Source organism: Lentzea flava (genome assembly GCF_014648475.1).
Lineage (GTDB): Bacteria > Actinomycetota > Actinomycetes > Mycobacteriales > Pseudonocardiaceae > Lentzea > Lentzea flava.
Map to the genome: position 1 here is coordinate 1 of NZ_BMRE01000065.1, position 14,581 is coordinate 14,581.

A 14,581-nucleotide genomic window follows, 5' to 3' on the forward strand; every position below is an offset into this window, starting at 1 on the left:
GCTGCTGACCGACGCCGGCCTGACCCAGTCGATGTCACGGCGGGCCACCTGCCTGGACACGCCATCGCCGAAAACTTCTTCGGCCACCTCAAGGAAGAACTGTTCCACCACAACAAGTTCGACACCACCGAGGAGTTCACCACGCAGCTGCACGACTACATCGACTGGTACAACACCACCCGCATCTCCACCACGCTCAAAGGCCTGAGCCCGGCCGAATACCGAGCCCAGACCCTCGCGGCCTAACCTTCACTTAGCCAGTCCAACTTTCGGGGCCCAGTTCAGTGGATGAAGGAGCCCTTCATCGGGAAAACCGGGTCAGGCGGGAGTGCCGGTTACCGCGGTGCCGGACTTGGTGAGGTGGTAGCTGACCTTGGTGCCGCTCCAGTAGTGGAACGTGAGCGTCACCCGCTGACCGTCCTTGACGTTGGCGAAGAACGCCGCCTTCAGCGCGGTGAAGCGGTCGGTGTAGTTGGGCGCGAACGCCACGTCGAACTCCTTGAAGGACGTCCAGTCGTGCGGACCGGCGAAGGTGCCGTCGTCGTACTTCGCCTCCATCGTGGCGAGCTGGTCACCGCGGAAGTTCGTCGGGATCTCGAACTTGTCGGTCGTCCCCGTGACGCTCGACAGCACCGGGGTGTCGTAGGTGATGACGTAGAACCGCCACGGCACGCCCTGGGAGAAGCGGGCCGTCAGCACCGCGTTGACGCCGTAGGTCCGCGAGCCGCTCAGCCTGGTGAGCGCCGAGGCGGTCAGGGTGAGCTGGTCGCCGTCGACCGTGTAGTCGCGGCCGCGGGCCAGGGCGACGTTTCCGTTGTACAGACCGGAGAACGACGTGCCGTTGAGGTTCAGCTTGATCGTCCTCGCGGTGACCGGGCTCGGCTTCGCGATGAAGACCTGGTCGGTGTCGGCCGTGCCGGAGCGGGTCGTCCAGCTCGACCTGATGTGCGCGAAGAGCTCGGGGTCCTTCCACTGGAACATGGTGCGGTCGAAGTGCTGACCGTTGTCCCACAGCATGGTGGTGATCTTCTTGGTGCGGGCGTAGTAGCCGACGTACTCGAAGAACTTGAGCTTCTCGCCCTGCTCGATCGTGCCGGTGTGGCGGTCGAAGCCGAGCAGGCCGTACTCGCCGAGGATCACCGGGATGCCCCGCGCGATGAAGCTGTTGTGCACGCGGTCGAACGCGTCGGTGTCGAACTTCTGCGCGGTGGCGTCGTAGCGGATGCCGCCCGCGACGTTCGCGCTGAACGGCCAGTAGCCGTAGGAGTGCACGGTCGCGATCAGGTTGGGGTCGTTGAGCCCGCGGATCTGCTCCACCAGCGGGTCGACGTACTCCTGCTCGGTCGAGGTGTGCAGCGTCGGCAGGACCAGCAGGCGGGTGGCGTTGTTGCCGCCCGACCGGCGCACGATCTCGTGGAACGCGGCGTTCAGCTCGGCGTTGAGCGCGATCTCCTGCGCCTTGCCGGTGCTTCCGGTGAACTGCGGCTCGTTCCAGCTCTCGAACGTCAGCTTGGGCCCGAACTCGGTGAAAGCGCCCGCGAGCTGCGTCCACATCCTGGTGAACCTGGTGAGCACGCTGTCGTGCTCGGTCGGCATCTTCGACATCCACTGCCACGAGTCGTGGTGGATGTTCACCATAACGTACAGGTCTCGGGCCAGCGCCCAGCGCACGACCTCCTTGACCCGGGCGAGGTACTCCGCCTCGATCGTGCCGTCCTGGGCCAGGTGCGCGCTCCACGTGACCGGGACGCGGATGCTCTTGAATCCCTGCGCCTTCACGTTGTCCAGCAACGCTTCCGTGACGCGGGGGTTGCCCCACGACGTCTCGTCGGGGCCGGTCGCGTCGAGCGTGTTGCCGAGGTTCCAGCCCGGCTGCATCGCCGCGGTGTGCTCCATCGCGGTGCGGTTCGGGCCGCCGTGGACGCACGTGACACCGTTGAGCGAGAACGCCAACGGCGCCGTGTTGGCGTGCGACCAGGTGCCGGTGAAGCCGAACTTCACCGTCGCGGTCGACGCGATCCTGGCGTTCTGAGGGGTGTTCTCGGCGGTGACCTGGCCGTCGGACTCGGTGATCTTCGCGTTCCACGCCCTGCCCGCCTGCTGGCCGGACGGCCAGTCCCAGGTCAGCTTCCACCCGTCGAGGGCGGCGCCGAGGTTGGTGACGGCGACGTCGGCCTTGAAGCCGCCCTCCCACTGCCCGCTCACGGTGTAGGTGACCTTGCAGCCGGCCTCCGCCGCGGCGGCGGGGTTCGCCGTCATCAGGCTCGCGGTGAACACCGCCGTCACGATCGCACCGATTGATCTGTACATGAAGCGCCCCACAATCTCAGCCGAGCGGTTCGTAGTCGAACCAGTCGAAGTGGACGGTGCCGGTCGCGGCGTACGCGCCGATGACCCGGCCGGTGAAGCCGCCGGCGACCTCGGTCGAGAGGTACCGGCCGTCGAGCGCGGCGAGCACGGTGAACGTGCCGTCCGGTTCCTCGACGCCGAGGGAGACGGTGTCCGGGCCGGACCGCGAGTCGCGCACTTCCTTCGCCTCGTCGATCCGGACACCGAGAACCAGTGGTCCGGCCGGTGCGGGCCGCGACGCCACCACTGTCCGCAGTGGACCGATGCGGGCGAGGACCTTCACCTCTCCCGACGCCACCTCGATCTCGTAGTGGTGCTCCTCGTCGAACCGGACCGCGAGGCCACCGCTGCCCTCCGCTGGGTCGATCAACGTCCTGGCACGGCACGACAGGTGCTGCTGACGACGGCCCGCGAACACGACGTCCGGGTCGTCCAGACCGGCGCCGCGGGCGTGCAGGGTGAGCCACCCGGCGCGGTCCTTGGTCGTGTAATGCGATCCAGGACGGTCACGCGGAGACACCCAGATCGGCCGCAGCTCGCTCTGGTCGAAGTCGTCCCTGCCCTGTTCCTCCTGCACCGGGTGCAGCGGCCACGGGGGCGTCGTCCCGACCCTGCCGACCACCGGCCAGCCGTCGACCCAGCTCACCGGTGCCAGGAAGGTCTCCCTGCCGAGCACGTGCCAGCCGGGTGTGCCGCCGCCGGGCCGCACGCCGAGCAGCACCATCCACCACGAGCCGTCGGGGCCCTGCACCAGATCCGCGTGGCCGGTGTTCTGCACCCGTTCGTCGGTGCTGCGGTGGGACAGGACCGGGTTGGCGGGACATGGTTCGAACGGGCCGTTGGGCGACGGGCCGCGCGCGATCGAAACGCCGTGACCGCGTTCGGTGCCGCCTTCGGCGATCAGCAGGTACCAGTGGTCGCCGATGCGGTACAGGTGCGGCGCTTCCGGGGCCTTGGCACCCGGTGTGCCGGACCAGAGTCGCCGCGGCTCACCGAAGGTCTCGCCGGTGGCCGGGTCGATGCGGTACTGCGACACCCCGGCGACCGTGCACCAGCAGGTGCCGTCGACGTCCCAGGCGAGGTCGGGGTCGATGCCGCCGACGTCCGGCAGCAGGACGGGGTCGGACCACGGGCCCGCGGGATCGGTGGCGGTGAAGACCATGTTGCCGCCACCGTGGCTCACGCTCGTGACGATCAACCAGAACCGGCCGTCGTGGTGGCGCAGCGTCGGGGCGTAGATCCCGGCCGACGACGGGGTTTCCGCGGTCAGCCGCAGCTGGCTCGTCCGGTCCAGCGCGTTGCCGATCTGCGTCCAGTGCACCAGGTCGCGGCTGTGGAACACCGGGATGCCGGGGAAGTACTCGAAGCTGGAACACACCAGGTAGTAGTCCTCGCCGACCCGGCACACGCTCGGGTCGGGGTGCATCCCCGGGATCACCGGGGCCGTCACCGGTCCGCTCCTCTGGTCGTGAGCCGGCACAGCACGGCGGACGGCGCGGTGGGAAGCGTCACCGAGAGTTCGGCGGTGTCCGCGCGCCACCACGTGATCGCGGCGCTGTTGTCCGGGTAGAGCACCTCGACGTCCACATCGGACAGCTGCGGCAACCGCAGGCGCACGGTGTCCTCACCGCCGGGGCGGCGCCAGAGCGTGAGGTAGGTCGTGGAGGACGTCGACATGGCCAGCGCGATCCACGGGTCCTCCCAGCCCGGCAGGCCCAGCGGCCAGAACGGAACCGCCTGCGGCAGATCGGCGCGGATGGACTTGTACACCGCCACGGCCTCGTGGACGAGCGCACGCGCCTCCGGCCGCAGGTCCGCGATCTTCCCGGACAGGTGGATGCGGCCGAGCAGCGCGTTCGCCATGGTGACGGCGACCTCGTCGAGCGAGTGCTCCGGTAGCGGGTAGGCCCAGACCGCGCCCTGCTCCGGCGTGATCGCGGTCGGCGCGGAGGCCGCGATGGGCACGTAGCGGTCCAGGTTCTGCTGATCGCTCGTCGACTGCAGCTGCGACCGCGACAGCACCGCGTGATCGATGCGCAGGCCACCGGAGGCGCAGTTCTCCAGGACCAGGTGGGGATGGCGGTCCAGGACACCGTCGAGCCAGTCGAGGTGGGCGCGGTTGTGGCCGAGCAGGCCGTCGGCCGGGCTCTCGGAGGAGTCCGCGCTGGTGCCGGAACCCGGGTTGATGTTGTAGTCCAGCTTCAGGTAGCCGACACCCCACTGGCCGACCAGCCGGTCCACCACCTCGTCCAGGTGGGCGCGCGCGGCCGGGTGGCGCAGGTCCAGCTGGTGCCGTCCGCAGTCGGAGACCCGCACGCCGTCACGGCGGAAGAACGCCTCGTCCGGCAGGCTCCGCGCCAGCGGGCTGTCGACACCGATGACCTCGGGCTCCAGCCACAGGCCGGGAACCATGCCGCGGTCCCGGATGCGCGTCAGCACTTCCTGCAGGCCACCGGGGAAACGGCTGCGCGACGGCTGCCACGCGCCGACAGTGCCCCACCAGCTTTCGCCCTCCTCGGCGTACCAGCCGGCGTCGATCACGAAGTACTCGGCGCCCGCCTCGGCAGCGGCATCGATCAACGGCAGCAGCTTCGCCGTCGTGGGATCACCCATCAGGCAGTTCATGTAGTCGTTGAAGATGACCGGCAGGCCCTCGTGGTCGGGGTGCGGCCTGCGGGTCGCGCGGCGGTAGCGGGTCAGCGCCGCGAACGCGTCGTCCAGCCCGCCGTCCGCGCTGAAGGCCAGCGCCACGGGCACGGTGCGGAACTCCTCACCCGGTGCCAGCACGCGGTTCCAGCCGTGCTGGAGGTCCACCGGCCCGGACAGCGCCACGTAGCCGGTGCCGTCGAGCTCGCCGCACTCCCAGCTCCAGCCACCGCCGTTGTGCTCGATCTGCCACACCCACGACTGACCCGTCGCACTGTCCGTGAGACCGCCCATCGGCAGATGGCCGCAGCTGGACCACACTCCTCGTCCCGCGACGGTGAACGCGCTCTTGTGCCGGTAGTCGGCGAGCCGTCCGTTCCGGTCCGGCGACGAGAGGCGCACCGGCTGACGCCGCCATCGGCATTCGGCGTTCCAGTCGTTCTCCGCCCACAGCACGTCGGCACCCGCCGCGAGACCGCCCGTCACGAGCGACGTGACCGACTCCAGCCGCAGCGGAGCACTGCCCTCGTTGCGCACGACGACCTCGCCGCGCACCACCGGAATACCGTCCGGCGACCGGTAGGTGACCTCGGCGGCCAGGCCGCTCTCCTCGTCGTGCAGCTCGATGACGAGCACCTGGAAGTCCTTTTCGGACAGTTCTCGGTGCGTTCGGTACCGCAGCCCCGCGCCGATCACCGTGTCGACGAGGCGGTTGCTGGACCAGTGGCGGCCGTGGTTCGCGGCGGTCACCTCCGCCAGCGGCAACGACGAGCCGCGGCGGCGGACCTTGCCGTCGACGACGTCGAACTCCCAGGTGAGGTCCTCGTGACCCCAGCGAATCGTCGTCACAGCGGCCTTTCCTCTCGCAGCACGACGCACCCACCGGGCGGCACTTCCCGCACCGGTCCACCGGTCAGCAGGTCGTACGCGGCCGATGGCAGCGGCACGGGTTCGTCGAGGTGGTTGAGCACGAAATGCCACCGACGACCGTCCTCGGCCTGGCGCGTCACCGCCTCGACGCCGGACGGAAGTCCGGGCAGCACCGGTTCGACGCCGGCGGAGTCCAGCAACCGGGCGACGAGCGCGTTGTAGTCGGCTTCGTCGAGCCGGGTGGACAGATACCAGCCGTGGCCCGCGCCGAAGCCGTGCCGCGTGAGTGCCGGTGATCCGGCGAGCATGCCGTGGGTGTAGGTGGCGACCGGCTCGGCACCCTGCGCCCGCACCGACTCGCTCCAGACCGTGCCGTGCGAGCCGTCGGAGAGGGTGATCCGCTCGTCGCGCCGCAACGGCCGGTGCTCCTCGACCCTGATGCCCAGCGCCTCGCGCAGCGGTGCGGCCGGATAGCCACCGAGCCGGGCGTGCATGCGGTCGTCGACGACCCCGCCGAAGTGCTGGAAGAGCAACGTGCCACCGGCGGCGACGTAGCGGCGCAGGTTCTCCGCGCCGGTGTCGGAGAGCAGGAACAGCGCCGGGGCGAGCACGAGCCGGAAGCGGCTCAGGTCCTCTTCCGGATGTGCGAAGTCCACCGCCACACCGGCGTTCCACAACGCGCGGTGGGCGCTGCTCAGTGCGGAGAGGTAGTCGAGCTCGGGCGAGCACAGGCCGTCCGAGTTCGACGCCCACCACGCGTCGGAGTCGTGCAGCACGGCCACCTGCGCCGCGCTGACGGTCGATCCCGCCAGCTCGGCGAGCCTGCCGACGGCCGCACCGGTCTCCGTCACCTCACCGAAGACGCGGCTGTCCGGGCCGGCGTGCGGAACCATCGCCGAGTGCCACTGCTCGGCGCCCGCCCTGGACTGGCGCCACTGGAAGAACAGCGCACCCTCGGAACCGCGCGCGATGTGGCCCAGGGACTGCCGCAGGATGTCGCCGGGCTCCCTGGCCAGCGTCCGGCCCTGGTGGTAGACGGTGTTGGTGCCCTGTTCCATGAGCAGCCACGGCTTGCCGCCCGCGAACGAACGGGCGCGGTCGGCGGTGAAGGCGGCCTCCGCTGCCGCGTCCAGACCTGGTGCGGAGGGGTAGAAGTCGATGGCGACCAGGTCGACCGCGCGGCCCATCGCCCACAGGTCGACGTTCTGGTAGCCGGGCAGCATCATGTTCGTCGTGACGGGCCGGTCGCTGTGGGCGCGGATCGCGTCGCGCTGCTCGCGGTAGGCGGCGATCACCTCGTCGGAGCAGAACCGGCTGAAGTCCAAGGTGTGGCCGGGGTTGCGGTGCCACTGCGTCGCGCGCGGCGGCAGGATCTGCTCCCAGCTGCCGTACCGCTGGCTCCAGAACGCCGTCCCCCACGAGGAGTTGAGCGCGTCCAGCGAGCCGTACCGCGCCCGCAGCCAGACGCGGAAGGCAGCGGCGGTGTGATCGCACCAGCACAACGTCACGTACTCGTTGTGCACGTGCCACAACGCCAGCGCCGGGTGGTCGCCGTAGCGTTCCGCGAGCGCGGAGGCGATGCGCCGGGCCGCGGCACGGTAGGCCGGGGCACTGATGCAGTAGGTGTCGCGGCTGCCGTGCACCAGCCTGGTGCCGTCCGGGGTCACGGGCAGGGCGTCCGGGTGAGCGAGCGTGAACCACGGCGGTGGCGACGCGGTCGGCGTGGCCAGGTCGACGTGCACACCGTTGGCGTGCAGGCGATCCAGGTGCGCGTCGAGCCAGCCGAAGTCGTAGCGGCCCTCCTCCGGCTCCAGCAGCGCCCAGGAGAACACACCGACCGTGGCCAGGTTGACCCCGGCCTGCCGCATCAGCTCGTCGTCCTCCTTCCACACCTGCTCGTCCCACTGCTCGGGGTTGTAGTCACCACCGAAAGCGAGTCCGCCCAACCGTTGCGTGATCACGCTGCCTCCCGGACGGGCAGGCTCGCGCCGTTACGCAGGAACAGCGGGATGCGCTCGATCGGGGCCGCGACGGTGATCGTCTGCCCGCCCTCGTGCTCCTCGCCGGTCCACGCGTCCGTCCACTGTGCACCCGCGGGGAGGTACACCTCGCGCTCGCGGACGCCCGCCTCGGTGATCGGAGCGACGAGCAGGTCGGGGCCGAGCAGGAAGGCGTCCTCGACCTGCCACGCCGCGGAATCACCGGGGAACTCCAGGAACACCGGCCGCATCGGCGGCACACCGGTCTCGGAGGCCGTGCGCATCTGCTCCATCACGTAGGGGCGCAGGCGTTCCCGCAGCCGGATGTGCTCGGCGAGGATCTCGTAGGCTTCCTCGCCGTAAGACCAGACCTCGTTGGCCAGCCCGGTCATGGCGGGCTCGAGCACCTGCTCGTCGCCGCGGAACCCGTGCAGCCGGAACAACGGGCAGAAGGTGCCGTACTGGAACCAGCGCACGAGGACCTCGCGGTAGGCGGGGTCGTCAGGGTCGCCGCCGTGGAATCCGCCGATATCCGTTGTCCACCACGGGATTCCGGACATCATCACGTTCAGGCCGGCCTTGATCTGGGTGCGCAGCGACGCGAAGTCGGTGGCGATGTCACCGGACCAGAGCGCGGCGCCGTACCGCTGCGCGCCCGCCCACGACGACCGGTTGAGCGAGATGATCTCCGTCTCCCCGGCCGCGCGCAGTCCGTCGTGGACGGTGCGCGCGTTCTCACGCGGGTAGAGGTTGCCGACCTCCAGGCCGGGACCGGCGTGGTAACGCAGGTTGTACTGGTGACCTGGCTTGAGCTCGGGTTCACCGGCGTCCAGCCAGAACACCTTGATGCCGAGCTCGTGGTAGCCGCGCCGGATGCGTTCCCACACGTACTCGCGGGCCTCGGGGTTGGTGGCGTCGTAGAAGGCGACCTGGGCGGAGTACGCGCCGAGCCCCTTGTCCGGCCAGTCCGCGTGCGCCATCGGCCCGAACTCGGTTCCGATGAAGAAACCCTGATCGAGCATGGGGTGGTAGTTCTCGCTGGCCGGGCTCACCGACGGCCAGACCGAGACCATCAGCTTGACGCCCATCTCGTCGAGCTCGCGGACCATCGCCGCCGGATCGGGCCACTCGGCGGGGTCGAACTTCCACTCGCCGAGGTGCGTCCAGTGGAAGAAGTCGCAGACGATCACGGACAACGGCAGCCCGCGCCGCCGGTACTCGCGCGCCACCTCCAGCAGCTCCTCCTGGGTGCGGTAGCGCAGCTTGCACTGCCAGAAACCCGCCGCCCACTCGGGAAGTTCCGGCGCGTGGCCGGTCGCGTCCGCGTAACGGCGCAGCACGTCGGCGGGCTCACCCGCGGTGAACCAGTAGTCGATCTGCCGGGCGCTGTCGGCGACCCAGCGCGTACCGGTCTGGGCCAGCTCGACCCTGCCGATGGCAGGCGAGTTCCACAGCAGGCCGTAGCCGCGGTCGGAGATCAGCAGCGGGATGGTGACCTCGGCGTTGCGCTGGACGAGGTCGATGACCGCGCCCTTCTGGTTCAGCATGCCGTGCGTGTGCTGGCCCAGGCCGTAGAGACGTTCCCCCTCGTAGGCACGGAAACGCTGTTCGAGCCGGTGGTGCCCGTTGCCGGTCGCGGTCGCCAGGCGCGGTCCCGGCCACCAGAAGTGCGCGGGCTGCTCGGCCAGCAGTTCGGTGCCGTCCTCGGTGCGCAGGAACGTCAGGCTTCCCGCGGACGCGCCGAGTTCCGGCGTCAGCTGGCCCTCGGTGTGCGCGTCGATCCGGACGGTCAGCTTGCCGTTGACCAGCGTCGCGTGGTGCTCGGCGATCTTGATCTCGGCCTCGCCGCCGTCGGGTGGCGCGTCGAGCAACGCACCGGGCAGGTCCTCGAGCAACGGCCCGCCCGGTGTCGCTCGAACCCGGACGGCGTCCGGGCCCCACGGCTCGACGCGCAGGGTCTCGCCCTTGGCGCGCCATTCGAGCGCGTTGCCGAGGTCTCGGAAGTACGTGGGCATGCTGCCGCTCCTCGCGGTTGTCTGCGGTGGTGATGGAGCTTGCGAAAAGTCAGGAGCCGATGACCGGCGCACGTCCCGTGCTGTCCCGCACGGAGAGAACGGGGGTGAGCAGGACCTGCTCGTCCTCCGGCCGCTCACCGCGGCCAGCGGCCGCGATCCGGCGCATGATCTGCTCGACCGCGACCCGGCCGAGGTCCTGCGCCGACCCGGTCACCGAGGTGAGCCTGGGCGCGAACTGCTCGGCGAGCTGCTCCTGGCAGAGCGCGATCACCGACGCGTCCTCGGGAACGGTCCGCCCGCTGGTGCGCAGCAGCGTGAGCAACGGCCCGATCGCGCCTTCGTTCTGCACCACGAACCCGGTGGTCTCCGGCCGGTCGGCGAGAATGCGGGCGAGCGTTCCCGCCGTGCTCTCGTAGGTGCCGTCGCACGGCCGGTGCACGTACCGAAGTCCGCGCTGCGTCGCCCGTTCCCCGAAACCGGAGAGCGTGCGTTCGGCGTAGCCGGCGTGTCGCGTGTAGACACCCGAGCCGTAGCCGATGAACGCGACCTCGCGGTGGCCGAGGTCGGCCAGGTGGTCCGCGCAGAGCGCCCCGGCCGCCGCGAAGTCGTGGTCCACACAGGACAGTCCGCCGGGGTCGTCGGGCAGGCCGATGAGCGCGGCCTGGGTGCCCTGCGACTGCAACACCGGGATGCGCTCGTCGTCCAGCTCGACGTCCATGAGGATCACGCCGTCGGCGAGGCCGCTGGCCCCGATCCTGCGCACCCCGTCAGGGCCCTCGTCGTTGGTGATCAGCAGCACGTCGTAGCCGTGCCGCCGGGCGGCCATGGTGACCGAGACGGCGATCTCCATCATCACCGGCACGTACACGTCGGTGCGCAGCGGCACCATCAGGGCGATGATGTGCGATCTCCGTGCGGCCAGGGCCCGCGCACCGGCGTGCGGGTGGTAGCCGAGCTCCCGCACGGAGCTCTCGACCCGGCGCTTGGTCTCCTCCGAGATGGCGCGCTTGCCGCTCAGCACATAACTGACGGTGCTGGACGACACGCCCGCGTGCCTGGCCACATCGGCGATGGTCACCATGAAATTTCAGCCTTTGATAGCGCCGGTCAGGACGCCCGTGCGGAAGTGCTTCTGCACGAACGGATAAACGAGGAGCAACGGCACGAGGGTCAGCACGACAACGGCCATCTGCAGCGCCAGCGGTGCCGTCTGGGAGAACTGGTCACCGAAGCCGTTGTTGACCGAGCCCGGCATGCCGTTGCCCCGGTTGACATAGGTGAGCAGCACGTACTGCAACGGCCACTTCTCGCTGTCGGTCGGCATGTACAACATGACGTTGAAGAACGAGTTCCAGTAACCGACGCCGTAGAAGAGAGCCATCACCGCCGTGACCGCCCGCGAGGTGGGCAGCACGATGGACCACAGGATCCGCCAGTCCCCCGCCCCGTCGATCCGCGCGGCCTCGATCAGGTCGAGCGACGTGCTCGAGTAGAACGCGCGCAGGATCAGGATGTTGAACACCGACACCGCGCTCGGCAGGATCAGCGCCCACCACTGGTCGTAGCCGCCCAGCCCGGTGACGACCAGGAACGTCGGGATCAGGCCACCGTTGACGAACATCGTGATGATCAGCAGCATCAGGATGAAACGGTGCCCGAGCGACCGCGACCGGGACAGCCCGTAGGCGCACATGACCGAGACCGCCATCGACACCACCGTGCCGACCGCCGTGATCCCCAGGCTCACCAGCAACGCGGTGCGCACCGTCGAGTCGGTGAGCATCACCCGGTAGGACTCGAACGTGATGTCGGTCGGCCAGATGACGAGGCCGCCGGCGCGGTTGACCGCGGCCTGGGTGGACAGGCTGGTCACCACGATGATCCACAACGGCACCAGCATGACCAGCAGCACCCCGCTCAGGGTGATGCCCTTCGCGGCCTGCCCCACCACTGTGGGCGGTTCCTCCCAGGTCGGCCGCTCGTTCTTCCGCTTCCGGCGAACCGCTTGGGCCGCAACAGGTTTCGCGACCGCGTCGGCACCGGTGCGTTCGATTGCGAGTGTCATTTTCGGTACAACCCGTCTTCCCCGAAGGCGTGCGCCAGCTTGTTCGCACCCCAGATGAGCAACAACGAGATGACGCTCTTGAACAGACCGGCCGCCGCGCCGTAGCTGTAGTCGCCGGTGGCGATGCCGTAGTAGAACGAGAAGGTGTCCAGCACCTCGGCCGTGTCGTGGCCGACCGCGTTGCGCTGGATGAGGAACTGCTCGAAGCCGACGGTCAGCGCGTTGCCCAGGCGCAGCACCAGCATCAGCACGATGACGGACCGCAGCCCCGGCAGCGTGATGTGCCACAGCCGCCGCAACCGGCCGGCTCCGTCGGCCGCTGCCGCCTCGTAGAGGTCGGTGTTGATGGCGGCGAGCGCCGCCAGGAACACGATGATCCCCCACCCGGCTTCCTTCCAGATCACCTGGGAGGTGACCAGCAGCGCGAAGGTGTCCGGATTGGTCATGATGTCCCACGTGCCGATGTCGTTGCTGCGCAGGAACTGGTTGAGAGCGCCGGCGCCGCCGAGCATCTGCTGGAAGATCGTGATCGCCAGCACCCACGAGAAGAAGTGCGGCAGGTACACGACGGACTGGATGAAGTTGCGGATCCGCTCGGACAGCACCGAGTTGAGCAGCAGCGCGAGCGCGATCGGGACCGGGAAGAACAGGATCAGCTGGACGAAGCTCAGCCAGAGCGTGTTCCTCAGCGCTCCCCAGAACAGTGAGTCGTTCAGCAGCCGTTCGAACTGGTAGAAGCCTGCCCAGGGGCTCTGCCAGACCCCGGCCAGCGGGTCGTACTCCTGGAACGCGGTGGCGAGCCCGAACAACGGCACGTAGTTGAAGACCAGCAGGAGGACGACGGCGGGCAGCGTCATCAGGATCAGCGACCGGTCGCGTCTCAGCCTGATCCGCCAGCTCAGCCTGGCCGGTCGTCCTGCGCGGTCTGCTCGAATGCTGGTCACTGTCCCGTACCGAACTTCTGCAGGACGTTGTCGTTCATCCACTGGATCAGCCGGTCACCGCCGCCGCTGCTCTTCCAGTTCGCGACGGAGTCCTTCAGGTCCTGGATCGACTTCTTGCCGTGGATGACGTCCTTGAGCGTGTCCTCGACGGGCTGCGCGGCCTCGGCCGTGGCCTGCGCCTGCGGCATGCTGATGTTCATGCCCCAGAAGACCGGCTTGGCGAGCGCCTTCACGTTGGCGGCCTGCCAGGCGGTGAGGTCCTTGGTGACGATGTCCCCGGTGGGGTTGTTGACGACGGAAGGCGGCGCGGCCAGGAACGGGTAGGTCTTGGCCTGGACCTCCTTCATGCCCGCCTCGGTCGGCGTCGGCACACCGTCCTTCATCGTGAAGTGCATGCCTTCGACACCGAAGTTGACCATCGTGTACTCGGCGGAGCCGAACGGCGCGGCCAGGTAGTTCGCGACCGCCAGGCACTCCTCGATCTGCTCCGGCTTCAGGTTGATGTTGAGGTAGCTGACGATGTCGGTCGACTGCCCCATGTCGACACGAGGCGTGCTCTTGCCGTCGGCGGCGAAGAAGTTGAACGCACCGCGCCGGTAGTTCGGGTTCGCGGCCTGGCCCGCCTGGAGGTCGGCGAGGTTCCACGCGCCCTGGCCACCGCCGCCGATCAACGTCTTGCCGCCGTAGAACCGGGTGTTGGCGCCGGCGTTGTCACCCGCCAGCGCGTCGGGGTGCACGTAACCGGCGAGCGCGAGCTTGCGGTGCCAGTCGGCCGCGTCCAGGAACTCCGAGGTCTCGTAGAGGTGGATCAGCTTGCCGTTGTCCACCTTCCACTTCAGCGGTGCGCCGAAGGAGGTGTAGACGTAGCGGTACACGTCGTCGAAGGCCCAGACGCCGGCCTTGGCGTCGGTCAGCTCCTTGCCGAGGTTCATCAGGTCGTCCGCGGACTTCACCTGGTCGGCGGTGATGCCCTTGGCCTCCAGGACGTCCCGGCGGTAGAAGACGACGCCCGCGACCTTGAACCCGGTCGAGAACGACGGAATCCCGTACAGCTTGTCGCCCCACGCGCCGGCCCGCCACGCGGCGGTGGGGATGGCCGCGAGGTTGGGGTACTTCTTGATGTTGTCGCCGGACAGGTAGGGCGTCAGGTCGGCGAGCTGGTTGCCGACGAGACCGCCGGTGTTGAACTGGGGGTTCCACCAGCCCGGCAGGTTGATCCAGTCGGGCAGCTTCTTCGCCGCGGTCATCGTCGGGATGATCGTGTTGTAGTTGTTGCCGTCCGCGGGCTTCACCTGGAGCTCGACGCCCAAGGCCTTGTTCATGGCCTGGTAGAAGCTGTTGTCGGCCGGTGGGATGGTTCCCCACAGCGGTGTGACCGCGGAGTACTTCCCGCCCTTGCCCGGCACGCCGGACACGGTGACCACCCTGTTCGTCGGGTAGCCGAGGAAGCCGGGGTCCGTCAGCACGTCGGGGCCGCCCGCGATGGAGGGGATGTCCGGCTTGATCGACGTGTTCGGCACGTAGGTGGGCAGCACGGCCTTGAGCCCCGCCTCGGAGTTCACGCCGGCCCGCGATGGACCTCCCCCGCCGCAAGCCGACAGCAGCGGCCCCATCGCGACGAGTCCCGCGGCAGAGACTGCGGCGCTCAGAAAGTTCCTGCGGTTCAACTCGATGCCCATGGCGGAACCGATCCTTCGTCGTCGAAGTGTCGAA

10 protein-coding genes are annotated in these 14,581 nt (G+C 69.0%); 1 reads left to right on the forward strand and 9 read right to left on the reverse strand.

Annotation, left to right across the window (positions count from 1 at the left end; genetic code table 11):
• A partial coding sequence (locus IEZ09_RS40280; RefSeq protein WP_229813376.1) for an IS3 family transposase occupies nt 1-246 on the forward strand: 246 nt, incomplete at its 5' end.
• 72 nt (nt 247-318) lie between these two features.
• Here IEZ09_RS40280 and IEZ09_RS40285 read toward each other — a convergent pair.
• From IEZ09_RS40285 to IEZ09_RS40325, 9 genes are read right to left on the reverse strand one after another with little or no spacing between them, the layout of a single operon-like run.
• Nucleotides 319-2,310, reverse strand: coding sequence for a cellulase family glycosylhydrolase (locus IEZ09_RS40285; protein WP_189259113.1), 1,992 nt, complete (start codon nt 2,308-2,310; stop codon nt 319-321).
• Nucleotides 2,311-2,326: 16 nt separating this feature from the next.
• On the reverse strand, nt 2,327-3,799 hold the full coding sequence (locus IEZ09_RS40290) for a glycoside hydrolase family 43 protein (protein WP_229813377.1): 1,473 nt from the start codon (nt 3,797-3,799) through the stop codon (nt 2,327-2,329).
• A complete protein-coding gene (locus tag IEZ09_RS40295; protein WP_229813378.1) occupies nt 3,796-5,844 on the reverse strand; it encodes an alpha-galactosidase in 2,049 nt (682 codons plus the stop codon). Before IEZ09_RS40295 ends, IEZ09_RS40290 begins: the two co-directional genes overlap by 4 nt.
• Nucleotides 5,841-7,826, reverse strand: coding sequence for a beta-galactosidase (locus IEZ09_RS40300; protein ID WP_229813379.1), 1,986 nt, complete (start codon nt 7,824-7,826; stop codon nt 5,841-5,843). Before IEZ09_RS40300 ends, IEZ09_RS40295 begins: the two co-directional genes overlap by 4 nt.
• Entirely contained in the window at nt 7,823-9,859 is a 2,037-nt protein-coding gene (locus tag IEZ09_RS40305; protein ID WP_189259115.1) for a glycoside hydrolase family 31 protein, read from the reverse strand. The genes IEZ09_RS40300 and IEZ09_RS40305 overlap by 4 nt, the downstream gene beginning before the upstream one ends.
• A 49-nt stretch (nt 9,860-9,908) precedes the next feature.
• On the reverse strand, nt 9,909-10,940 hold the full coding sequence (locus IEZ09_RS40310; RefSeq protein ID WP_189259116.1) for a LacI family DNA-binding transcriptional regulator: 1,032 nt from the start codon (nt 10,938-10,940) through the stop codon (nt 9,909-9,911).
• 6 nt (nt 10,941-10,946) lie between these two features.
• Entirely contained in the window at nt 10,947-11,924 is a 978-nt protein-coding gene (locus tag IEZ09_RS40315) for a carbohydrate ABC transporter permease (RefSeq protein WP_189259117.1), read from the reverse strand.
• A complete protein-coding gene (locus IEZ09_RS40320) occupies nt 11,921-12,868 on the reverse strand; it encodes an ABC transporter permease (protein ID WP_229813380.1) in 948 nt (315 codons plus the stop codon). The genes IEZ09_RS40315 and IEZ09_RS40320 overlap by 4 nt, the downstream gene beginning before the upstream one ends.
• On the reverse strand, nt 12,865-14,547 hold the full coding sequence (locus IEZ09_RS40325; RefSeq protein ID WP_189259118.1) for an ABC transporter substrate-binding protein: 1,683 nt from the start codon (nt 14,545-14,547) through the stop codon (nt 12,865-12,867). The genes IEZ09_RS40320 and IEZ09_RS40325 overlap by 4 nt, the downstream gene beginning before the upstream one ends.
• Between the last annotated feature and the right edge of the window lie 34 nt (nt 14,548-14,581).